Source organism: Campylobacter concisus, assembly GCF_902460705.1.
Taxonomy (GTDB): domain Bacteria; phylum Campylobacterota; class Campylobacteria; order Campylobacterales; family Campylobacteraceae; genus Campylobacter_A; species Campylobacter_A concisus_Z.
This window is the reverse complement of sequence record NZ_CABPUP010000001.1, coordinates 593,676-615,768: the sequence shown is the minus strand read 5'-3', so window position 1 is coordinate 615,768 and position 22,093 is coordinate 593,676. Positions and strand designations below refer to the sequence as shown.

General features: G+C 39.7%; 20 protein-coding genes. 15 read left to right on the top strand and 5 right to left on the bottom strand.

The annotated features are described in order from the left end of the window. The 3 genes from F3G75_RS09275 to mraY form a co-directional block, all read right to left on the bottom strand. On the bottom strand, window positions 1-1,703 hold a 1,703-nt coding region (locus F3G75_RS09275), incomplete at its 3' end, for a hypothetical protein (protein ID WP_188115378.1). A gap of 144 nt (window positions 1,704-1,847) precedes the next feature. Further along, complete coding sequence (murD, locus tag F3G75_RS02995) at window positions 1,848-3,065, bottom strand: UDP-N-acetylmuramoyl-L-alanine--D-glutamate ligase (protein ID WP_149716502.1); 1,218 nt, start codon at window positions 3,063-3,065, stop codon at window positions 1,848-1,850. Window positions 3,066-3,073: 8 nt separating this feature from the next. Further along, the gene (gene mraY, locus F3G75_RS02990) at window positions 3,074-4,138 is read right to left on the bottom strand and encodes a phospho-N-acetylmuramoyl-pentapeptide-transferase (RefSeq protein WP_149716501.1); all 1,065 of its coding nucleotides are present in this window, start codon (window positions 4,136-4,138) and stop codon (window positions 3,074-3,076) included. 79 nt (window positions 4,139-4,217) lie between these two features. Here mraY and gpmI point away from each other — a divergent pair, with 79 nt between their 5' ends. The 6 genes from gpmI to argS are packed head-to-tail and all read left to right on the top strand — an operon-like array spanning window position 4,218 to window position 10,424. Beyond that, complete coding sequence (gpmI, locus tag F3G75_RS02985; protein ID WP_149716500.1) at window positions 4,218-5,681, top strand: 2,3-bisphosphoglycerate-independent phosphoglycerate mutase; 1,464 nt, start codon at window positions 4,218-4,220, stop codon at window positions 5,679-5,681. A 4-nt stretch (window positions 5,682-5,685) separates the two neighbouring features. Continuing rightward, entirely contained in the window at window positions 5,686-6,447 is a 762-nt protein-coding gene (fliR, locus tag F3G75_RS02980) for a flagellar biosynthetic protein FliR (protein ID WP_149716499.1), read from the top strand. 57 nt (window positions 6,448-6,504) lie between these two features. Beyond that, window positions 6,505-7,947: a Highly acidic protein gene (locus F3G75_RS02975; RefSeq protein ID WP_149716498.1), complete on the top strand. Its 1,443-nt coding sequence runs from the start codon at window positions 6,505-6,507 to the stop codon at window positions 7,945-7,947. Further along, window positions 7,948-8,559: a guanylate kinase gene (gene gmk, locus F3G75_RS02970; RefSeq protein WP_054197076.1), complete on the top strand. Its 612-nt coding sequence runs from the start codon at window positions 7,948-7,950 to the stop codon at window positions 8,557-8,559. Between the two features lie 50 nt (window positions 8,560-8,609). After that, window positions 8,610-8,831: a twin-arginine translocase TatA/TatE family subunit gene (tatA, locus tag F3G75_RS02965; protein ID WP_103648773.1), complete on the top strand. Its 222-nt coding sequence runs from the start codon at window positions 8,610-8,612 to the stop codon at window positions 8,829-8,831. 9 nt (window positions 8,832-8,840) lie between these two features. Next, window positions 8,841-10,424, top strand: coding sequence for an arginine--tRNA ligase (argS, locus tag F3G75_RS02960; protein ID WP_149716497.1), 1,584 nt, complete (start codon window positions 8,841-8,843; stop codon window positions 10,422-10,424). A 91-nt stretch (window positions 10,425-10,515) separates the two neighbouring features. On the opposite strand, the gene F3G75_RS02955 is transcribed toward argS, so the two are convergent. Then, window positions 10,516-11,451, bottom strand: a complete 936-nt coding sequence (locus F3G75_RS02955) for a sugar transferase (RefSeq protein ID WP_149716496.1) — start codon at window positions 11,449-11,451, stop codon at window positions 10,516-10,518. A gap of 103 nt (window positions 11,452-11,554) precedes the next feature. Here F3G75_RS02955 and F3G75_RS02950 point away from each other — a divergent pair, with 103 nt between their 5' ends. Beyond that, a complete protein-coding gene (locus F3G75_RS02950) occupies window positions 11,555-12,538 on the top strand; it encodes a YeiH family protein (protein WP_149716495.1) in 984 nt (327 codons plus the stop codon). On the opposite strand, the gene nadD is transcribed toward F3G75_RS02950, so the two are convergent. After that, a complete protein-coding gene (gene nadD, locus F3G75_RS02945) occupies window positions 12,522-13,403 on the bottom strand; it encodes a nicotinate (nicotinamide) nucleotide adenylyltransferase (RefSeq protein ID WP_149716494.1) in 882 nt (293 codons plus the stop codon). The genes F3G75_RS02950 and nadD overlap by 17 nt on opposite strands. Before the next feature lie 79 nt (window positions 13,404-13,482). Between nadD and gap the strand changes: the two genes are divergently transcribed. From gap to F3G75_RS02910, 8 genes are all read left to right on the top strand, one after another. Further along, entirely contained in the window at window positions 13,483-14,481 is a 999-nt protein-coding gene (gene gap, locus F3G75_RS02940; protein WP_149716493.1) for a type I glyceraldehyde-3-phosphate dehydrogenase, read from the top strand. Between the two features lie 16 nt (window positions 14,482-14,497). Continuing rightward, window positions 14,498-15,700 carry a phosphoglycerate kinase gene (locus F3G75_RS02935; protein WP_149716492.1) on the top strand — a complete coding sequence of 401 codons (1,203 nt, stop codon included), beginning with the start codon at window positions 14,498-14,500 and terminating at the stop codon, window positions 15,698-15,700. Further along, window positions 15,697-16,374, top strand: a complete 678-nt coding sequence (locus tag F3G75_RS02930; protein ID WP_149716491.1) for a triose-phosphate isomerase — start codon at window positions 15,697-15,699, stop codon at window positions 16,372-16,374. The genes F3G75_RS02935 and F3G75_RS02930 overlap by 4 nt, the downstream gene beginning before the upstream one ends. Before the next feature lie 250 nt (window positions 16,375-16,624). Next, on the top strand, window positions 16,625-17,443 hold the full coding sequence (gene fabI / locus F3G75_RS02925; protein ID WP_149716490.1) for an enoyl-ACP reductase FabI: 819 nt from the start codon (window positions 16,625-16,627) through the stop codon (window positions 17,441-17,443). 197 nt (window positions 17,444-17,640) lie between these two features. Then, window positions 17,641-17,808 carry a DUF2625 family protein gene (locus F3G75_RS09395; RefSeq protein ID WP_307774188.1) on the top strand — a complete coding sequence of 56 codons (168 nt, stop codon included), beginning with the start codon at window positions 17,641-17,643 and terminating at the stop codon, window positions 17,806-17,808. A 70-nt stretch (window positions 17,809-17,878) separates the two neighbouring features. Continuing rightward, window positions 17,879-18,034 (top strand): hypothetical protein, encoded by a 156-nt coding sequence (locus F3G75_RS09390; protein WP_223154433.1) that lies wholly within the window; start codon window positions 17,879-17,881, stop codon window positions 18,032-18,034. A 555-nt stretch (window positions 18,035-18,589) separates the two neighbouring features. Next, window positions 18,590-20,605: a TonB-dependent receptor domain-containing protein gene (locus tag F3G75_RS02915; protein WP_149716489.1), complete on the top strand. Its 2,016-nt coding sequence runs from the start codon at window positions 18,590-18,592 to the stop codon at window positions 20,603-20,605. Between the two features lie 128 nt (window positions 20,606-20,733). After that, on the top strand, window positions 20,734-22,080 hold the full coding sequence (locus F3G75_RS02910) for an FAD-dependent oxidoreductase (protein ID WP_149716488.1): 1,347 nt from the start codon (window positions 20,734-20,736) through the stop codon (window positions 22,078-22,080). Window positions 22,081-22,093: the final 13 nt, after the last annotated feature.

Sequence of the window (22,093 nt, the reverse complement as noted above, 5' to 3'; positions counted from 1 at the left end):
CTTTTATCAAAGCAGTGATGAAGATATATCTTATCTATATCTTCACTTGCCTTACCATCTTCGTTTTCAATGATGAGATTGTTTATTGTAAGAGTAAGACCTGAACTTGATGCTGATGTAGGCACTACATTATTACCATGTGCTAGACGAAGCTTTATATCAAACATAGCCGAGTCTTTATCATCTCTTAGGGTAAAGTTATTCTCTTTGGCAAAATTTAATAAAGAGAAATTTAGGTGTTTGTTTTTGGACGTTTGGTCTTCAAAGTACTTCATGCTTATAACGCCATCTTCTAGTTTATACTCTATATCATCGCTATTTTGCTTTATACTAGTAAAGGTAGCACCATTTATCTTATCTTCTTCATTTTTGTTTTCTTGATAGAGCATTACCGTATCTTTGCTCTTTGCATTTTTAAATTTTATCTCTTCATTTTTACTATCTTCATAAGAGTTAAATTTAAAGTCAGTAAGTATTAGCTCGCATAAATTTACCTTGCCATAGTTTGGCCTACTAGAATTTAGCTCTTTTGGATTTAGCTCACTGCAATCAAATGGAGTCTGACTAGCTAGTACAACGGTAAATTCGCTCTTTTTAGGCTGAAAGACTCTAATAGGAGTTGTCATCTTCCTTGGGCATAGCAAGAGTATATTTTCTTGTTTGTAAAATTCCTCCTCTCTTTGCCTTAAGAGCTTATTTATTCTTGAAGTGTTTGAAGCATTTGAGCTGATTAAATTTACGCAGTATATGTTTTCAAGGCTAAAGGTCTTTGTACTTTGAGTGCTTAATAAAGAATTTATCTTTGTAACAAATAGCTGAAATAATGCCTCACATTTTGATGTATCTGGTGCGTTTAAATTTGATCTATTTTCTTGAAGCTTCATAAATTCTAAATGAGTGACGTTTTGGATAATCTCTTTATTGTTTTGATTTTTTGATTTATATTTTGCTTTGGATATATTTAAATGACTAAAAACATCTATGCACTCGGCAAAATTAACATTTTGCTCATCGCTTTCATAAAGCCCAAACTGATTTGAAATTTTTTCTCGCAAAAGAGATGTTTTATTGCTTGCCTCATCGCTAAAGCTCTCATATGCTAGCCAAAACCAGGCCTTAAAACGATTTTTGCTTTTGATGTAGCTTGCTAGGGATGGATCAATATTGCTTTTCTTGCTGATATAAAGAAGTGCTAAAAGCGCGACATGCTCTCTTGAAATTTGGTTATTTTGTGTATCTGAAGTAAGTGAAAGGGCTTGTAAATTTTTAAGTGGAGAGTTGTTTAATTTTTGATTTATCTCTTGGATTAGCGGCGTAAGCTTTTGCTCCAAGATGGCATTTAGCTGATCTTCCGAGCTAAATTCAAACTCAGGTAAAGTATCGGCACCTCCAGACTTTGCATAAGCCCCTTTTGCGGCATCATTTATCTTTTTAAAAAGTTCATCTGTGTCTATCTTTTCTATGGTAGTCTTACTTGTGGTGTTAGCAATAGTTTGCTTGATATCTTTTATGACTTTGTCTTTGTTGTTTTTATAAATTTGAGCACAAATAAGTTCTATATCATCTTTTAGGCTAAAGCCATATCCAATAAGTAGTTTGTTGTTAGATATAAATGGTCTGCTTATGTCATTGTCATATGAAAATTTTATAATATCTATTAAATTTCTTTTAAAATTTACATCATTTCTGGGCGTTAGAGGCATTAAACTTCCTTGGAAATTTTTGCTAAATATTAGCACAAACTTAAAAAGTATTCAACAATAAAACTTTATAGTAAAAATTTATGTCAAAAACACAAATTTGCATGTTTTTATTTTTGACAAGGCTACTTAAAAGGGCTTGTAAATTTAAAGCGCCTTTATAAACTCTTTAAATTTATCGCCTCGCTCGGCATAGCTCTTAAACTGATCAAGACTTGCAGCTGCCGGGCTTAGAAGCGCTATCTCGCTAGTCTTTAGCTCTTTATTTATCTCATTGACAGCATTTTGTAAAAAATCGCATTTTAAAGCCGGTATGCCAAATTTAGTCGCTAATTTCATGAGTTTGTCACTATTTGAGCCAATGGCGTAAATTTTTACTCTTAAACTCTTTAAGTCTTCAAAAAGTGGCGTCATATCAACACCCTTATCATCGCCACCAAGTATTAGATGTATGAAATGATCTTTGTAGCGTTTAACAGCTTGTATGCTCGCGTCTATGTTAGTCGCTTTTGTGTCATTGACCCAGACTCTGCCATTTTTATCATTAAATTCTTCGAGCTTGTTTGCTTCTATAACAAATGTATTTAAAAGCTCCACGTCGCAGTGGTCAAATAAAATTTTCTCCACTGCAAGTGCTAGCAGTGCATCAAGCAAAAATGGCGTTTTGAAATTTATATCATCTACGCTTACACCGCAAAATTTAGCCAGATCGCTCTCGTCTTTGTAAGCGATCACTTTTGCTCTTGTTGGCGTATTGGCGTAAATTTCAGGTACGATTGCCACGCTACTTTCACTCATGCTAACAAGTGGCTTTAGCTTAGCCTTTTCGTATTCGCTCATATTGCCATGCCAGCTTAGATGGTCTGGAGTGATCGGCAAAAGCACATAGATGCCAGGTGTAGCGCGGTTTGTGTAGTGCAGGGTAAATGAGCTAGTCTCAAGTATCCAAATTTTAGCGTGCGGATCTAAATTTGCTAGTGCGATACCAACATTACCGCCCATTACCGAGCCCTTGCTCTCTAGCAAATGCTGCGTCATCTTTGTGGTCGTAGTCTTGCCGTTTGTGCCGCTTATCCAGACGTTAAATGGCAAATGTGCCTTATAAATTTCATAAAAATAGTCATATTCGCTAACTAAATTTTTAGCTTTTTTAATAAGCTCGTGGTGAGGCGGAATGCCCGGGCTTGTTATCTCTAGACCGCTTTTTGCTGGATCAAATTCGCTAACTGGCAAAAGAGCATTGCCAAACTCATCTTTTGAAATTTCACTAAATTTATCATCATAGATATCCCAAAGGCCGTCCTTTATGAAATTTTTAGCGATCGCCTTTATCGTGCCACCGTAGCCAAATAGTGATTTTCTCATGGCTTTCCTTATCTGATCTTTAGCGCAGTTAGTGCGATTAGGTTTGCTAAAAGCGCGATGATCCAAAAGCGCACGATGATCTTATTTTCAGCCCAGCCCTTTATCTCAAAATGGTGATGTATAGGCGCCATGAGAAAAATTCTGCGTTTGAAAATTTTAAAGCTGCCTACCTGCAGAATGACGCTTAGGGTCTCAACAACAAATATAAGGCCGATGATGATGAGTAAGATTTCATTTTTGGTCGCAACGCCCATAAAACCGATATATGCTCCAACGCTTAAGCTACCGCTATCGCCCATAAAGACTTCGGCTGGATGGCAGTTAAACCATAAAAAGCCTATCAATGAGCCAATTAGGGCTGAAGAGACAACAACGCTTTCGCCAACGCCTATGATCTTTGGCAAGAGCAAATATGAGCTAAAGACAGCGTGTCCGCAGATGTAAGCAAAAACACCAAGTGTTAAAAGTGAAAATATCGATGGCACAGTAGCTAGCCCGTCAAGCCCGTCTGTTAAATTTACTGAATTTGAAGCAGCGACTATGACCAGTGTCCAAAAGAAAATGGCAAAAATTTTTAAATCTAAAATAGGTTGCTTAAAAAAAGGTAGATAAAACTCGGTGCTAAGCTCGTGACTTGCATATAAAAAAACAGAAATTACAAAGGCTATTAAAAACTGAAAAAAAAGCTTTGCTTTTGGGCTTAGGCCAGCGTGATTTTTGGCACCTAAAATTTTGCTGTAATCATCCTTGTAACCAAGCAGCGTAAAGCCAACTAGGCAAAAGAGCGATATTAAGACAAATGCGTTATCAAGCCTTGCGCAAATTATCGTGGAAAGTACGGCTGTGAAGACAAAGACAAGTCCGCCCATGGTCGGCGTTTTGGCCTTTTTTTGGTGAGTTTGCGGGGCAAGCTCGTAGATAGGCTGGGCGGCGTTTTTTGCCTTTGCCCAAGCGATAAATTTGGGCATCAAATAAGTTGTGAGCGCAAAAGCGATGAAAAAAGCGATACCAGCACGAACGGTGATGTATTGAAAGATATTAAAATTTAAAATTTCATAGATATAGTAAAACATGAGAGCCTTTATTTTTAAAAAAAGCAATTTTAGTATAATGGCCTTAAAAATTATCTAAAATTAAGGATAAATTTTCAAAATGAGTCAAAAAACTATTTTAATAATAACTGATGGTATTGGATTTAATAAAAGCGGTAAATTTAACGCATTTGAGGCGGCTAAAAAGCCAAATTACGAGAAATTTTTTAAAGAAATTCCAAACTCGCTCATAAAAACCTCTGGAAACGCTGTGGGACTACCTGAAGGGCAGATGGGAAACAGCGAAGTAGGGCACATGTGCATAGGAAGTGGGCGAGTTTTGTATCAAAATTTGGTCAAAATTTCACGCAGCTTCGCTGACGGCTCGATATCAGAAAATGAAGCCCTAAAAGCTCTTTTTAAAAAGTGTAAAAAAATTCACGTCATAGGGCTTTATAGCGATGGCGGCGTGCACTCACATATGGAGCATTTTGATGGCATGTGCGAGCTTGCTAGCAAAAATGGCTGCGAGGTTTTTGCCCACGCTATCACCGATGGACGCGACGTTAGCCCAAATAGTGGTATAAATTTTATAAAAAGTTTGGAAGCTAAATTTAAGGTAGCTACCGTTTGTGGGAGATTTTATGCGATGGATAGAGATAAACGCTGGGAGCGCGTAAAAGAAGCCTATGATAGCTTGGTAAATGGAGCAAATTTAAGCAGCTTATCGCCTAGCGAATATCTACAAAAAAGCTACGATGAGGGCGTGACAGATGAGTTTGTAAAGCCAGTAAGCTTTAATGGCTTTAAAGGCATAGGCGAAGATGACGGCGTGATCGTAATAAATTTTAGAAATGATAGAGCAAGAGAAATTTGCCAGGCTCTGGGCGAAGAGAAATTTAGCGAGTTTGAGCGACCTTTTGCTATCAAAAATCTAATTACTATGACCGAATACGACGCAAATTTTAAATTTGAAGTGCTCTTTAAAAATGAAAAGATAAAAAACACCTTAAGCGAGGTTATAGCAGCGGCTGGATTAAGGCAGCTTCATACGGCTGAGACTGAAAAATACGCCCATGTAACATTTTTCTTTAACGGCGGTATCGAGGAGTTAGCCAGCAACGAAACGAGGGTGCTCATCCCTAGCCCAAAGGTTAAAACCTACGACGAGAAGCCAGAGATGAGCGCAGCAGAAGTTTGCAAAGCCGTGCTAAAAGGTATGGATGACGAGCAAGACTTCATCGTGGTAAATTTCGCAAATGGCGATATGGTGGGGCACACTGGCAACTATGAGGCCGCAATCAAAGCAGTAGAGGCAGTAGATACGGCTCTTGGAGAAATTTACACTAAAGCAAAAGAGAAAAACTACGCAATGATCATCACGAGCGATCACGGAAACTGCGAAGAGATGCGCGATAGCAGTGGTGAGCTACTGACAAACCACACGACCTACGACGTCTTTTGTTTTGTGATGGCTGATGGCGTAAAAAAAGTAAAAAACGGCGGTCTAAACAATATTGCTCCTAGTGTTTTAAAGATTATGGGGCTTGAAATCCCAGCTGAGATGGACGAGGCGTTAATATAAAATAATGGAGCTAGTCGAGTTTTTTGGAGCTGATAAAGTCATAATCTTTATGCTCCTTTTTGCACGTCTTAGTGGGCTTATCGTATTTTTTCCATTCTTTTCTCACAATCAAATCCCGCTTAGCGTAAAAACTTTGCTAGTTTTTGCTCTTTGTATTGTGCTTTTTCCATTATCTCACGCTCATGAGCATGCTATAAATTTTTTGATCATGGAAATTTTAAGTGAGGCTATGCTCGGACTTTGCGCTGGGCTTTTGCTAAATATCGTTTTTGCAATACTTCAAATGGCTGGCGAGCAGATCTCGATGATTATGGGTTTTTCGATGGCTTCAGTGCTTGATCCACAAACCGGTACAAATTCACCAGTGATCGCAAATATTTTAAATTTTATCGCGCTTCTTGCATTTTTGATGCTTGATGGGCACCATTTAATATTACAGTTTTATTCCATTTCACTTTCTGCTATACCGCTTGGAGATTTTTATCCAAGGAGTGGTGTGATGAGCTACACCCTAAAGCTTTTTGGCAATCTTTTTATGTTTGGATTTGTTCTAGCTTTTCCTATTATTGCGCTTTCTATACTTTCGGATGCTATTTTTGGCATGCTTATGAAAACTATGCCACAATTTAACCTATTGGTCGTTGGTTATCCTATTAAGGTAAGTATTGGCTTTTCGGTTTTGATAGCTATTTTAGCTGGCATTATAAAAATCATAACTGATATGATGGTGCAGATTTTAAACGATATGCCAGCACTATTTTTTTAAGTAAATAGCAATGAAATTTATCATAGAATACAGCCTCAAGCTCTTCAAGGAGGGATCATGAAAGTTGCACTTGTAAACAAAAACCCAGCAGTTTCTCGCCTTATAACGTTAAGTTTAAATAAGCTAGGCATAGAATATAGCGAATTTGACGATATTAATAGTGTTGGAGATCAATTTGATTATATTATCATCGATAGTGATATGGATAGCAGTGATGTTAATTTAAATCAAAAGATAATGTATCTAGCACCTAGAGGCGGTGAGAAGCCTGACTTTGCCGATGTTGTGCTTGAAAAGCCCTTTTTACCAACAGAATTTATTAGTTTGTTTGAACAAAACAAAGATACTGACAATGATAAAGAACTTGAGCTTGGACTAGATGAGTCTGCAGATTTTAATGACTTTGACGAAAGTAATAAAAACTTTGATGATTTAGAAAATTTTGAGCTTCCAGAAATTGATATGGGTCTTGAAAATTTAGCAAAAGAAGATGATGAGGCAGATAAATTTGATAATGAGGCTTTAGATGATGAGTTTTTAAAAGAGGAGCTAAGTGAACTAGAGACCGAGGATTTAAAGGATAAAGATATCAGTTTTAATGAAACAGACACTGAACTCATAGATGATGATATTATAAATGACATAGCTAGCAAATATATGGCTGATTCAGAAGATATAGATAAATCCTTAGAACAAAATAATGAGCCGCCTATGGTAAAAGAAGAGCATAGCAACGACTTTGATGAGCTTAGTTCGCTTGTGGATGAGATAGATGATATGGGCGAGAGCGACTTGGCAGATGAAGAGGCTAAAAACGAACTTGATAAAATGGTCGAGCAAAATTCTCAAAATTTAGAAACTACCGAGCTTAATGAAGAATTTGTAGATGATATAAGCCAAAGTAAAAAAGAGCTCAGCGAGATTGAGTCTTTGGATAAAGAGCTAAACGAAGAAGCTAGTGAAGATAGTGAAAATTTTGATGAGCTAGAGACTAATTTTGGTAGTGATGAAAATTTTGAGCCTGAAAGCAGCGAGGCAAATTTGATAGATGAAGCTAGTCAAAATTTAGAGGAAGATATAGATGAAGAATCTACTAAAGAAGCAGAGGAAATTTCTTTGGGCGAAGATATAAACCTTGAAAAAGAGCCAACTAAAGAATATCATGAAGAAATTTCTGAAGAAGTCCTTGCTCAAGAAGATCTAGGCATGGTAGATGAGGTATTTGAGGAAGAAAATTTTAAAGAAGAGACGTTGGGTAGCCCAAATTTTGATGTAGTATCTATTGAAGAAATAGATGAAAGTACGATGCAAGCAGCATTTGGATTAAATAATGCACCACAAACTAGCTCATGCGATGAAACAAAAATCGATGCTGACTATAAAGAAGAGCTAACCAAAAAGATCACAAAACATGTCCATGAGTCGTTAAATGAAAGCTCGCTAAGAGATGTGCTAAAAGATATGAACATAAAGATAAATATAAGTTTTGAGGAAAAGTAGTTGCAAGGACAAATTTTAGTAGTTTCTGGGCCTAGCGGAAGTGGGAAAAGTACGCTTTTGGGCCGTCTTTTAAAGGAAGAGAAGGATCTTTATTTTTCTATTTCAAGCACGACAAGGGCAAAAAGAGAAGGTGAAGTCGATGGAGTGGATTACTATTTTATAAAAGAAGATGAGTTTAAAAGTGGCATAGAAAAGGGCGAATTTTTAGAATGGGCGCAGGTGCATAAAAACTATTATGGAACGAGTCTAAAGCCTGTTTTGGCAGCACTTGAGGCTGGTAAGATAGTGATATTTGACATCGACGTGCAAGGCTTTCACATCGCACTTGAAAAATTTAGAAGCTACATAACCTCAGTTTTTATCACGACTGCAAATAAAAAAGAGCTTAAAAAACGCTTAAAAAACCGCGGAACTGATAGCGACGAAACGATAGAAAATCGCCTAATGAACGCAGTTGGTGAGATGGAGCACATCTTAGAATATGATTATTTTTTGGTAAATGATGACATTGAAAAGAGTTATAAAGGCCTAAAATCAATTCTTAGAGCGATGAGGCTAAAAAGCACGAAAATAGACTTAAGACGCGTTATTGATGAGTGGATAGATTGCTAGAAATTCAGGAATTTATGATAAGATTTTGAAAAATTTATTGAGGAGAAAAAATGGGTTCTTTTAGTATTGGTCACTGGCTAGTTGTTTTAGCGATTATTGTTTTACTTTTTGGAGCGAAGAAGATCCCAGAACTTGCAAAAGGACTAGGCAAAGGCATAAAGACTTTTAAAGCCGAGATGGAAGATACAATACCTGAAAAAAGTGAGAAAGTCGAGCATAAAGAAGAGAATGCCGATAGTCAAAAAATAGAAGAAACAACTAAAAACGCATAGGTTTTAGAGTTGAAAAATAAAATAAAAGCTGAAATTTCAAAGATTTTAGAGCATGAATTTGTGCTTGAAAAGCCAAAAGATAAAAATTTAGCCCACTATGCAACGCCACTTTTTAGCCTAGCAAAGGAGCTAAGAAAGTCGCCAGCCGTGATAGCTAGCGAGTTTGCCGATAAATTTAGTGATAGCAAAATAGTTGAAGCTAGTGCAGTAAATGGCTACTTAAATTTCAAGCTAAAAAGCGAGTTTTTAGATGAAATTTCAAGGCAAATTTTGCTAGATAGCGAAAATTTTGCAAAAGAAGATGCGAAAAAAGATAGCTATTTAATAGAATACATAAGTGCAAATCCAACTGGACCACTTCACATCGGACACGTTAGAGGCGCAGTTTATGGCGATACTTTGGCAAGACTTGGTAAAAGACTTGGCTATGCTATCTCGACAGAATACTATATAAACGATGCTGGTAATCAAATCGACCTACTTGGCACTTCGATATCGCTTGCGGCAAAAGAGCAGCTTTTCAACGAAAGCGTCGTCTATCCAGAGAAATACTACAGAGGCGATTATATTTTAGATATTGCTAGGCTTGCAAATGAGAAATTTGGCAAGGAAATTTTTTATGACGAGAGCAGAAACCTTGAGCTTGCCGAGTTTGGCAAGGATATCGTGCTTGAAATCATTAAAAAAGATTTAGCAGATGTTGGGATATTCATAGAGAGCTGGGCTAGTGAGAAGGCTCTTTATGACGGCCTAGAGCCAACTATAAACAAGCTAAAACGCTCAAATCAAATGTATGAAAAAGAGGGTACTACTTATATCGCTTCAACCACGCTTGGCGATGATAACGATAGGGTCGTAGTTAGAAATGACGGCAGACCAACATATCTAGCTGGCGACATTATCTATCATAATGCTAAATTTGAGAAAAATTTCGATCACTACATAAACATTTGGGGTGCAGATCACCATGGATATATCGCAAGGCTAAAGGCTGCGATAAATTTCCTTGGATACGATGAAAACAAGCTTGAAGTGATACTTATGCAGATGGTTAGCCTGCTAAAAGATGGCAAGCCATACAAGATGAGCAAGCGTGCTGGTAATGCTGTACTGATGAGCGATATCGTAAGTGAGATCGGTGCTGAGGCGCTTAGATTTATCTTTATAAGCAAGGCAAATACGAGTAGTTTGGAATTTGATGTGGATGAGCTTAAAAAAGAGGATAGCTCAAATCCTATCTTTTACATAAACTACGCTCACGCTAGGATAAATCAAATCTTCGCAAAGGCTGGAAAAAGCGTTTGTGACGTGATAAATGCTGACTTTGAATGCCTAGATGAAAATGCTAAAAATTTACTTTTTGAAGCACTGATTTTACCTGAAATTTTAGATGATGCTTTTATCTCAAGGCAGCTTCAAAAGATCCCAGACTATCTGAAGTCGCTGGCTGCTAGCTTTCATAAATTTTATAATGAAAACCGTGTGGTTGGAAACGAAAACGAAGATAGCTTGCTAAAAGTTTTTGCGGTTGTCGCTATCTCGATAAAAACAGCATTTAATATAATGGGAATTACAGCTAAAGATAGAATGTAGAATTTACATATTTTGGCTAAAAGCAACAAAATTAAATTTGAAAAAAAATGTTTATTTAAAAATATCTCAAACTCATGATGCTCTTGAGAATTTAAACGCCTTTTTTCTCAAATACAATCGCAATAGTTTTTACTATGATCTTTATCTCTAGCCAAATCGACCAGTGTTTTATGTAGTAAAGATCATACATTAGTTTTTGTTTGGCGTCGTGTGTATTTGAGCCATAAGGGTAGTTTACCTGTGCCCAGCCGGTAATCCCAGGACGGACGATATGGCGTTCATTGTAGTAAGGAATCTCTTTTTCAAAGAAATTTATCCAGTGCCTTCGCTCAGGCCTTGGACCTATCAGATGCATTTGTCCTCGAAAGACGTTTATACACTGTGGCACCTCGTCTATACGAGTTTTGCGCATAAATTCGCCAAACTCAAATACTCTCTCGTCATTTTCGCTAGCAAATTTTGCTCCATCTTTCTCGGCATCTTCCATCATCGAACGAAATTTGATGCACTCAAATTCCTTGTTGTCTAGCCCAACTCTACTTTGTAAAAAGTAAAGGCTTCCGGGTGATTGCACGTCTATCTTTCTTTTTACATAAAATTTTAGACCAAAAAGCAAGATAAAAAGTACCAAACAGCTAGCATAATCGATCATTCGCTTCAGTGCGTAATCAAAGGCACCATAAGGCCTTATCTCATCTAAAAAATTAAGATTTTCCCCATTTTCTGGGATATAACATTTGTGTAGGTAAATTTCTAAAAAATTCTCTACATTTAAAAATTTTATCTTTTTATACTTCGTTTTAAACTGCAAAAGCGTGAGAAATCTCACCAGTTTGCCATCAACTGGCTTTGCAGTATTTAGCACGATCAGCCTTTGATCGCCTGATTTTATGAGATTTTCTAGTGCGCTTCGCAAGGCTTTTGCGTCGCTATTTTCATGGGATAAAAAATTCACCTGGCCAAATTTCTTTCTAAGCTTTTCTAGTTCTAGGCTGGTAAAAGCATATTTTTCGCCAAGGATGATCATAGTCCTATCCCTTTATCTTTATTTTAAATTTGCATTATAAAATTCGTCTAATTATACCCAAACGTGCTAATTGCATTTTTAAAAAAAGAGTTAAGGTTAAAATATGTCTCACAAATTTCTTACCGTACTTGTTTTAGCACTCATATGCGTCATTTCTTTTGCACTCTCAAACACACTTCTAGCTAAATTTCACACCAGCCCGCTCATCATCTCTATCATTTTAGGCGCCATTTTTGCAAATCTTTTTACCAAACAAACTCAAATTTTAAAAAGTAGTGGCGTCGTAGCGATCGCTGGGAAGCAAATTTTAAGGCTAGGCATCATACTTTTTGGCTTTAACATAAGCCTTAGCGAGATCGCAAGTGTCGGCACTCTAGGCATGATATACGCAGCTTTTATGGTCTTTGCGACCTTTTGCTTTGCGCTTTTTGCCGCTAAAGCTTTGGGGCTTAGCAAGGATAGTGCCGTGCTCATTGGCTCAGGGGCAAGTATATGCGGTGCAGCTGCTGTTATGGCCACGCAAAATGAGATAAAATCAGACGCAAACAAGCTTGCTATCGCCATTTGCACGGTGGTGCTTTTTGGGACGATTGGTATGTTTATCTATCCATTTATCGCTAAATTTTTAGCTCTCACGCCACACCAAACCGGCTTTTTTATCGGCGGCTCACTTCACGAAGTAGCCCATGTAGTGGCAGCCTCAGCAGCATTTGACGGCACAGCAAGCAGCACTGCCGTCATTATAAAAATGCTTCGCGTCATCATGCTTGTGCCATTTTTGTTTTTGCTAAATTTCTTAAATTTAAGCCAAAATAGCGGTGGCTCAAAGCTAAAGAGTATCCCTTGGTTTGCGCTATTTTTCCTAGTGGCGATATGCGTTAGATCTTTGCCATTTTTCCCTGAAAATTTGGTGCAAATTTTAAAGCTGGTTGCTAGCATCTGCCTTTGCGTCGCGATGTGTGCTTTGGGATTTGGGATAGATAGGAGTATATTTAAAGCGACGGGCAAAAAGCCATTTTTGCTAGCATTTTTTATATTTTTATGGCTTATTTGCTCTTCGCTTATTTTTGTTAAGACTCTTTGCTAGTTTTTAGCTTTTGCAAAAACTCTTCGATGTTGTATTTTGCTCGATAAGCTGGGCTTAAAAGATGTACTAAGATGTCGCCAAGGTCCATCACGATCCAATCAGGCGAACTCTCAGTGCCTATAAATTTTTCTCCAAGAGGTTTAAGTTCCTCTTTTAGATCCTCGCTCAGTGAGTAAGCATGCCTCTCACCAAGCGTAGTAGCGATAACTACGGCCTTTACGAAATAATCATCTCCACTCATATCAAACACTTGTATCTCTTCAGCCTTTTTTGCGTCTAAAACCTTAACTATACTTTCGGTGCGCTCTTGCATCGATCTCTCTTGCATTTTGTATCCTTGGTAAAAATTTATAATCTCATCTTTTATCTCGCTAGGCAGCTCATCAAGCCCTTTTTGGTGCCTGATTTGCGATGAGCTAACATCCACATGCACGTCCATTTTTTGTAAATTACGTGGAATTTCTATGTGATTGCGCTTGGCGATCACAAACTGCACTAAATTTTTTAGCTCCTCGTAGCCATGCCACTTATCAAGCGTAGCTAGGTGGTCCGCGCCTATTATGAGAGAAAATTTCTCTATCTTGAATTTCTGATACAAATACTTAACCGTCTCTATGGTAGGCACTGGACGAGCTAAATTTATCTCATAGTCTGAGATCTCGACCTTCTCTAGGCCGCCCCAAATTTCTCTTATCCACTTTAAGCGAAGCTCTGGCGGAGCTGAAAATTCGCTCTTAAAAGGACTTATAAAAGTTGGCATGATGATGAGCTTGTCGATATCAAGGCCGCTTAGTGCCATTTTTACAATGCTATCGTGTCCTAAATGAACCGGATCAAAGCTCCCGCCAAAAAGTGCTAACTTCATCTATTAAAGTGCCTTGTTTATATTTGTTTTAAAATTCTTTTTTGTAGAATTAGGCGTAATTATATCAAAAGGAGCTAAGATGTCAGTTAAAGTAGCAATCAACGGTTTTGGACGTATCGGAAGGTGTGCCGCTCGTATTATTTTAGAGCGAGACGACGTTGAGCTTGTTGCTATCAACGACACGGCGACGCGCGACATGACGCGCTATCTGCTCAAATACGATAGCGTGCACGGCGAATTTAAGCAAGACGTTAAGGTGATAAGCGACGATTTTATAGAAGTAAACGGCAAAAAGATAAGAGTTTTTTCAACAAGAGATCTAAACGAGCTTAGCTACGCTGACTACGGCGTAGACGTGGTTTTGGAGTGTACGGGCAAGTTTTTAACCACCGAAAAATGCGAGCCCTATCTAGCTTGCGGCATCAAAAAAGTCGTCATGAGCGCTCCGGCTAAAGACGACACGGCGACCTTTGTAGTCGGCGTAAACGACGATAAATACGCAGGCGAAGCGATCGTCTCAAACGCAAGCTGCACCACAAACGGCCTAGCTCCCGTCGCAAAGGTGCTAAACGATAAATTCGGCATCGTAAAAGGGCTCATGACCACGATCCACGCCTACACAAACGGCCAAAGCTTGGTTGATGTAAAGGCCAAAGACTTCCGCCGCTCGCGCGCTGCGGCCCTAAATATCGGGCCTACGACCACCGGAGCGGCAAAAGCGATCGCAAAAGTACTTCCCGATCTAAGCGGCAAGATGCACGGTCAAGCAGTGCGCGTGCCAGTGGCAAATGTCTCAATGGTCGATCTAACGGCGGTTTTAAAAAGACCTGCTAGCAAAGAGGAGATAAACGAGGCGTTTAGAGCGGCTGCTGAGTCGAATTTGAAGGGAATTTTATTCGTCGATGATGATTATAGAGTGAGCAGCGACTTTTGCACGAGCGCATATAGCAGTATCGTAGCGAGCGACACTACGCAGGTCATCGCTGATGATATGGTGAAGGTCTTTGCGTGGTACGACAACGAGTGGGGCTACTCGACAAGGCTTGTGGATCTAGCTAAGATCGTGGCTACGAAGTAAATTTAAAGGGTTAAAAATGAGTGAAATTTTATCGATCAACGACCTTGAGCTCGGCGGCGCGAAAGTATTTGTCAGGTGCGATTTTAACGTGCCGATGGACGAGTTTTTAAACATCACCGACGACCGCCGCATACGCTCGGCGATACCAACTATCCGCTACTGCCTGGATAACGGCTGCAGCGTGGTTTTAGTTAGTCACTTGGGGCGACCTAAAAACGGCTTTGAGGAGAAATTTTCGCTGCGAGGCGTGGCAAAGAGGCTTTCAAGGCTGCTTGATAGAGACGTGATATTTGCTGAGGACGTCGTCGGCGCGGACGCCAAAGCCAAAGTCGCCGCACTAAAACCGGGCGAAATTTTACTTCTTGAAAATTTGCGCTTTGAAAAGGGCGAAACCAAAAACGACGAAGCTTTGGCAAAAGAGCTTTCAGAATTTGGCGAATTTTACATAAACGACGCATTTGGCGTCTGCCACAGGGCTCACGCATCGGTCGAGGCGATCACTAAATTTTACGACGAGAAGCACAAGGCGGCGGGATTTTTGTTGCAAAAAGAGATAAATTTCGCTCAAAATCTCATCAAACACCCTGCGCGTCCATTCGTGGCGGTCGTGGGCGGCAGCAAGGTAAGCGGCAAACTGCAAGCCTTGCATAACCTTCTGCCACGCGTAGATAAGCTCATAATTGGCGGTGGCATGGCATTTACGTTTCTAAAATCTCTCGGCGAAAATATCGGAAATTCGCTTCTTGAAGAAGACCTCATCGAGGATGCGCGCGAAATTTTGCGCAAGGGCAGGGAGCTTGGCGTTAAAATTTACCTGCCAGTAGACGTCGTTGCGGCTCAGACGTTTTCTGCCGAAAGTGCGGTGAAATTCGTCCCAGCGCAAGAAATACCTAGCGGCTGGATGGGGTTAGATATCGGACCGGCGTCGATTAGGCTCTTTAAAGAGGTCATCGCCGACGCGCAAACCATCTGGTGGAACGGGCCGATGGGCGTTTTTGAGATGGATAAATTTAGCAAAGGTAGTATCAAAATGAGCCACGCTATCATCGACACACACGCGACTACGGTCGTTGGCGGCGGCGATACGGCCGACGTCGTCGAGCGCGCGGGAGATGCCGACGAGATGACCTTTATCTCGACCGGAGGCGGCGCGAGCTTGGAGCTTATCGAGGGCAAGGAGCTGCCAGGCATAAAACCGCTTAGAAAGGCTGTGGAGTGAGGTTTTTAGCAAATTTAAAATGCAATCACACGAGAGCGAGCTTTGCTAAATACGCTGAAATTTTAGACGCAAATTTAAGCGCAAATGACGACGTGACGGTATTTCCTCCGTTTAGCGCGCTTGATCTTACGGCTCATAAATTTAAACTCGGCGCGCAAAATTTCTACCCTTGCGAAAGTGGCGCTCACACCGGCGAGATCGGCAAGGCGATGCTGGACGAGTTTGGCGTAAAAAGTGTGCTGATCGGGCACTCCGAACGGCGCGAGCTTGGCGAGAGCGAGGAGCTTTTGCGAGCTAAATTTGATTTCGCAGTAAAGGCGGGCTGGCAGATTGTCTACTGCATCGGCGAAAATTTGAGCGTAAACGAAGCAGGTCACACAAAGGAGTTTCTAGCGAATCAGCTAAAAAATATCGACCTTGGTTACGAGCAGCTGTTGATCGCCTACGAGCCAATTTGGGCGATAGGCACGGGCAAGAGCGCGAGCGCAGAGCAGATAGAGGAGATTTTAAATTTCATCCGCGAGCAGACGAGCACGCCGCTGCTTTACGGAGGTAGCGTAAATGCCGCAAATATCGGCGGGATTGCTGGGATAGCAAACTGCGACGGAGTGTTAGTAGGTACGGCGAGCTGGGACGCAACGAAGTTTTTGGAGCTTATACGCGTCGTCTCGTGAGCGTCTTTTAATGAGTTGGAAATTTTAAGTCTGCGACAGGCTACTTGCCTAGTCTCGGGATTAAATTTACTGCGAAACATTTAAATCCGCCTAGCGATATTTCCGCTTATCGATTTATGTTTAGAATTTGACGTTTTGTTAAATTTGAATTGCAAAATTTTTAAGTCAAATTGCGAAGGATTTTTGAGATGATTTTTGGCGATTTTGCTAAAAAGCACTCAAAAGCCAAGCAAATTTTAAAGGAGAAGTAATGATTTTAAAAGGCAAAAAAGGCCTCATCGTCGGCGTCGCTAACGCTAAATCCATCGCTTACGGCATCGCCGAAGCTTGTCACGCCCAGGGTGCGCAGATGGCGTTTACCTACCTAAACGATGCGCTAAAAAAACGTGTAGAGCCAATCGCAGAGGAGTTTGGTAGCAAATTTGTTTACGAACTTGATGTGAATAATCAGGCACATTTAGATGGGCTTGCGGGTCAAATCAAAAAAGATCTTGGCGAGATCGATTTTATCGTGCATGCAGTGGCTTATGCACCAAAAGAAGCGCTAGAAGGCGAGTTTGTAAACACGACAAAAGAGGCATTTGATATAGCGATGGGAACTAGTGTGTACTCGCTACTAAGCCTTACTCGTGCGGTCCTACCGGTGCTAAAAGAGGGTGGCTCAGTGCTTACTCTTACATACCTTGGTGGACCAAAATTTGTGCCACACTACAACGTCATGGGCGTTGCCAAAGCGGCACTTGAAAGCTCAGTTCGCTACCTAGCACACGACCTTGGTGCTAAAAATATCCGTGTAAATGCGATCAGCGCAGGCCCAATTAAAACGCTTGCCGCAAGCGGAATAGGCGACTTTAGGATGATACTTCGTTACAACGAAGTAAATAGCCCGCTAAAACGCAACGTCACAACTGAAGATGTCGGCAACAGCGCTATGTATCTGCTTAGCGACCTAGCTAGTGGCGTAACAGGCGAAGTTCACTACGTAGACTGCGGCTATAACATCATGGGCATGGGTGACGTGGCTACCGACGCCGAGGGCAACACGATCCTAGCTTGGGACGCAAAATAATCTACTGATACAAATTTGGCGGGGCGACTCGCCAAACTCTTCTTTAAAATTTCACTAAATTTACCGCAAGGGCAGACAATATGAGCTTTAGATGAGCTTATAGACGCAATAGGCCAGGCTGGGCACTGATCAAGGAGTGGCTAAAAGAGGCTAATTAAATTTTGTTTCTTGATGAAAGCATGGTGTAAAGCGAGCTTTTGAGGCTTCAGGTAACTACTCGATCGTCGATTGGTGCGTTTGTTTATAGGTATGGTGGCATCGTGATGAATGGAGGTTGGCTGCACCTACTTGGTTCAGGATGTGAGCAGATGAAGCGCGGAATTTACAGCTTTAACCTTGGCAAAAACTTTAGCGAGGCAAGGTAGATGTCTAGCAATTTGTTCGTGGCAAACGATGTTTTGTATAAATTTTTAGTGATAAACGGTGGTGCCTTTGGTGGCAAAGCCGGCAATGTCTTTTACTGCATGCCAGACAAGCGGCAAATGGGAAGATGCGCAGCTTGGCTACTCGCAGTTTTTATACTGGGGCTATGCGGCGATATATCTAAATTTTGCTAGCTTTACTACTGGGATGACTGGCGTGAAGATGTGAAAAATTTTAGCCTTGATAGGATGATATTTGTACTACTGCCGATACTTTAGCAAGACACCAACATAAGTCTAAGGCTAAAAGATATGAAAAAAGATATTATTTGCATGAATGAATATTTCATTTTTGTATTCAATGGCGTCTAATAAATTTGCATGATACTTCTATTAGATCCAAGAGTTTTGCTCTATCTTATTTAAATTTTAAAATTTCTTCATAGTCTATCTAAGAGTGTTTATAAAAAAATTCTGAGCGCTAAAAAAGTAAAATTTATTTTAGATTTCTTAAGCCTTTTTTGATAAAAATTATCTATAAAATTTAAGAATTTTTCTATTAAAAATTAACCTTATTTACTACTTTGATAAAATTATTTAATTTAGTCCTTTATATCGGAATTTAATTAAATTAATGGACAATTAAAAATTTAAAAATAATTTATATTTTTGTCTAAAAACCCGAAAATTTACCCAAAATTTATATTTTAAATTATAATATTCAATCTCAAAATTATGTTATAAAATTAAAATAGTAACTTTAATAACCAAATTAGGAGGAAATATGAGATTTAAAAGCTTATTTAAACTCTCTCTTGCAGCAAGCATAGCAGTTTGTGCAAATGGGGCAGACGAGAGCGTATTAAGCGGAGTTGAGGTAACAAGTAGCAGTGGCGGATATGGAGTTGATGACATCAAAATTTCAACCAGAAATGCTGGCCTAGCAAAAGACGTGATGAGAGACATCCCTGGCGTTTACGTAGGCGGAACAAACGGTATGAATCAAAAAATTTACATGAGGGGCGTTAGTGACCGCGGCCTAAACATCACGATAGATGGTGCTAAACAAAACGGAAACACGTTTCACCACAACGCCGATTTACTAATCGACCCAGATCTTATAAAAGCCGTTGATGTCGAAGTTGGCTCAAGGTCAGTAGTAAATGGCTCAGGCGCACTTGGTGGCTCGGTCGCCTTTAAAACGGTTGACGCAAAAGACTTGCTTGATGATGGTGAGATCATCGGTGCAAAGATAAAGACTGGATACGCTTCAAACAACAGCGAATTTTCTCAAGGTCTTATGCTCTTTACTGCACCGGTTGAGGGACTTGACTTTATAGCCGCTATTAATCACAAAGACTACGACTATGGCAAAAGCGGCAATAAAAGAAAGATAGGTGGCGATGGAAACGACCTTAGCTATCTTTTAAAGCTTGGTTATAGCTTCCTTGATGCACATAGAATTTCTATCTCAAGAGAGCATAATGAATTTAAAGGTATTTATCCATTTAGAGCAGAATTTGGTAGCTGGCATAATGGAGCAAATGTCGATGACTACCGCAAATATGAGCGTGATACTACAACGCTAAAATACGAGTACAAACCAAGCAATCTTCTAAATTTAGATGTAACGGTATACAATACCGAGCATAAAAAAGATGACCCGGTCTTAAAAATTTTAGGCGTAAAAACAAACGGCATAAACGCAAAGGCTAAAAGTGTAGTCGAGAGTGGTGCTTTGACACAGACGCTTAGATACGGCGCTGAGTTTTATCAAAGTAAAAATTTTAATAAGCCAAACAACCACTACCCTGAAAAGGTAAATAACTACTCAATCTATGCAGAAGATGCGCTAAATTTTAACTCGCTAACTGTTACTCCAGGCATCAGATATACGCACCATGAGCTAAAAAGCTATGATGGCAGGGCTGGAAATGTAAAGAGCTACACCTATAAATTTAACGAATTTACCCCAGCGCTTGCGCTTGATTATGAGATCATTAAAGGCTTGCATGCGTTTGCAAGCTATGCGAGGGTCTTTAGAGGGCCTGACGTCATGGAGTCTATGATGGCGAGTGGAACTAGTAGGGGCAGGCCTTTAAGCTGGGCGGCAAATAAAGATCTAAAAGCGACAACTGGCAATAGCTATGAGACGGGCGTTAGATATCAAGGTGAAATAAGTGAAACTAGCTCGTACAGCCTCTCTGCAAAATACTTTATGACAAAATATAAAAATTTAATAGTAGATAACAACGCAGCAAATGGTGGCGTAAATCCAACCTTAGCTAGGATAAACGCTGGCGGGGCTGATATAAGCGGCGTTGAGCTACTTGCAAGGCTAAATTTAGACGCACTAAGCCTAGCTGCTAGCTACACTCATCAAAATGTAAAGTATAAAGATAGGGTAGCAAATCTAGCAAGGGGTGGATACTACACCTCAAACATCATCGGTTACCGAGATCAGGGCGACAAATATACATTTAATGCAGAGTATGCATTTTCAAGGATCGATACATTAATAGGCTACAATCTAATTTACTTTGCATCAAAAAATACCGTCTCAGCTGGCGATGATAAAAATGTCAAGATACCTAGCTATGCAGTTAGCGATATCTATGCTACCTATGCGCCAAGCAGTGGTAAATTTAAAGGACTAGAGATAAATGCTGGAATTTATAACCTATTTAACAAAGCATATGCTTCGCAGTCACAAAGGATGGCTGACTACACAGGCAACCAAAACACAATAGACTGGGAGTCAGGTAGAAATTTTAAGGTAAATATATCTTATAAATTTTAACTTCAAGGCAAGGTGAAAGCCTTGCCAAATTTCTCTTTTATATAAAAATTCTAGCTTTTTTAACTATGCTGTTTGTTTTAAAATTAATATAGTATCATTTTGGCGACTAAACTTTTTTGGGAGAAAAAATGAGGCAGAAGCACTTTGAAGTGGTAATTGTCGGAGCAGGCATTAGTGGGACGGCGCTCTTTTACGAGTTGGCTGCATTTAGCGATATAAAAAAGGTCGCACTTTTAGAAAAATATGACGGCGTGGCTACTCTAAATTCAAGCGGCAAAGGTAACTCACAAACCATTCATTGTGGCGATATCGAGACAAATTACACACTAGAAAAGGCAAAAAAAGTCTCTCGTGTGGCAAATATGCCAGTAAAATATGCTCTAAAATACAATCTTGATGGCAAGTATATGTTCGCTCATCAAAAGATGGCACTAGCTATCGGAGATGCCGAAGTAGAGCGTATGAAAGAGAGATATGAGAGTTTTAAAGAGCTTTTTCCTTACCTTGAAATTTATGACAAAGAGAAGTTAAAACAAATCGAGCCAAACGTCGTTTTTGACGCAAATGGTAATGAGAGGCCAGAAAACATCATCGCCATAGGCACGCAAAATGGGCAGTTTACGACGATGGACTTTGGCGGCTTAGCAAACTCACTTGTGCAAAATGCGCTAAATTTAGGCGCAGATGGCTATGAGATCAGCCTAAACTCAGAAGTAACTGATATAAAAAAGGCGGGCGATACATTTCACATAAAGATAAATGATGGCGAAGTAATCACCGCAAACTACGTTGTAGTAGATGCTGGAGGACACTCGCTATTTTTGGCTCACAAGATGGGTTATGGGCTTCATCTTAGCACATTGCCCGTTGCTGGAAGCTTTTATTTCGCAAAAAAACGCTTACTAAACGGCAAAGTCTATATGGTGCAAAACGATAAGCTACCATTTGCTGCGCTTCACGGCGATCCAGATATCCTAGCTAATGGCAACACTCGCTTTGGACCAACAGCCCTAGTCATACCAAAACTAGAGAGATACCACGGCTGTTCAAGCTTTTTTGACTTTTGTAAATGCCTAAAATTTGATAAAAACGTCTTTGAAGTCTTTACAAATCTCTTAAAAGATAGCGACATCAGATCTTATATTTTAAGAAATTTCTTATTTGAAGTGCCATTTATCAATAAAAAAGAATTTGTAAAAGATGCTAGAAAGATCGTACCAAGCCTAAGTGAAAACGATCTGAGCTATGCTGTAAATTTTGGCGGCGTAAGACCGCAAGTTATTGACCGTAATAAAAAGTGCCTTGAGCTTGGCGAGGGTAAGATAAGTACAGGCGATGGCATAAGTTTTAATATGACTCCAAGCCCTGGGGCTACGAGTTGCTTTGAAATAGCAAGAACTGATATGATCGAAGCCTGTAAATTTTTAGGTAAAAATTTTAACGAAGAGAAATTTAACGCTGAGTTTTTTGAATAAAAATGGGAGTGTT

Bases quoted from the DNA above. Each gene is read 5' to 3' on its own strand.
- gap (WP_149716493.1), top strand. From the start codon at position 13,483: ATGTCAGTTAAAGTAGCAATCAACGGTTTTGGACGTATCGGAAGGTGT.
- gpmI (WP_149716500.1), top strand. From the start codon at position 4,218: ATGAGTCAAAAAACTATTTTAATAATAACTGATGGTATTGGATTTAAT.
- F3G75_RS02950 (WP_149716495.1), top strand. From the start codon at position 11,555: ATGTCTCACAAATTTCTTACCGTACTTGTTTTAGCACTCATATGCGTC.
- F3G75_RS02915 (WP_149716489.1), top strand. From the start codon at position 18,590: ATGAGATTTAAAAGCTTATTTAAACTCTCTCTTGCAGCAAGCATAGCA.
- mraY (WP_149716501.1), bottom strand. From the start codon at position 4,138: ATGTTTTACTATATCTATGAAATTTTAAATTTTAATATCTTTCAATAC.
- fabI (WP_149716490.1), top strand. From the start codon at position 16,625: ATGATTTTAAAAGGCAAAAAAGGCCTCATCGTCGGCGTCGCTAACGCT.
- fliR (WP_149716499.1), top strand. From the start codon at position 5,686: ATGGAGCTAGTCGAGTTTTTTGGAGCTGATAAAGTCATAATCTTTATG.
- tatA (WP_103648773.1), top strand. From the start codon at position 8,610: ATGGGTTCTTTTAGTATTGGTCACTGGCTAGTTGTTTTAGCGATTATT.
- F3G75_RS02910 (WP_149716488.1), top strand. From the start codon at position 20,734: ATGAGGCAGAAGCACTTTGAAGTGGTAATTGTCGGAGCAGGCATTAGT.
- F3G75_RS02935 (WP_149716492.1), top strand. From the start codon at position 14,498: ATGAGTGAAATTTTATCGATCAACGACCTTGAGCTCGGCGGCGCGAAA.
- murD (WP_149716502.1), bottom strand. From the start codon at position 3,065: ATGAGAAAATCACTATTTGGCTACGGTGGCACGATAAAGGCGATCGCT.
- F3G75_RS02955 (WP_149716496.1), bottom strand. From the start codon at position 11,451: ATGATCATCCTTGGCGAAAAATATGCTTTTACCAGCCTAGAACTAGAA.
- F3G75_RS02975 (WP_149716498.1), top strand. From the start codon at position 6,505: ATGAAAGTTGCACTTGTAAACAAAAACCCAGCAGTTTCTCGCCTTATA.
- nadD (WP_149716494.1), bottom strand. From the start codon at position 13,403: ATGAAGTTAGCACTTTTTGGCGGGAGCTTTGATCCGGTTCATTTAGGA.